This window comes from Bradyrhizobium sp. Ce-3 (genome assembly GCF_022835695.1).
In the GTDB taxonomy this organism is placed as follows: Bacteria; Pseudomonadota; Alphaproteobacteria; order Rhizobiales; family Xanthobacteraceae; genus Bradyrhizobium.
Genome location: NZ_BQUV01000088.1, coordinates 1 through 319 on the forward strand (window position 1 = coordinate 1; position 319 = coordinate 319).

The following is a 319-nucleotide window of genomic DNA, read 5'->3' on the forward strand; positions in this document are numbered from 1 at the left end:
CGTGCTGACGGGAGGCCGTTGATGCCGCACGTCTATGAGACCGATGGTGCGGCGATCTATCGGCAGTCCTTTGCTACGATTCGGTCGGAGGCCGATCTTGCACGCTTCACGTCCGACGAGGAGCCGGTGGTGGTGCGCATGATCCAGGCGGCGGGCATGGTGGGCCTGGAAGCGCATGTCCGCTTCACGCCAGGCATGGCCGCGCGCGCGCGGGCCGCATTGCAGGAGGGCGCGCCGATCCTCTGCGACGCGCGCATGGTATCCGAAGGAATTACGCGAGCCCGGGCACCGCCGGATCGCCGAGCGTGCAGATCACGGC

Annotated in this window: 1 protein-coding gene; it reads left to right on the top strand. The window is 68.0% G+C overall.

The genetic code is table 11. The features are described from left to right. Nucleotides 1–21: 21 nt before the first annotated feature. The coding region (locus tag BRSPCE3_RS35930; protein WP_244071861.1) for a precorrin-8X methylmutase at nt 22–319 on the top strand (298 nt) is incomplete at its 3' end.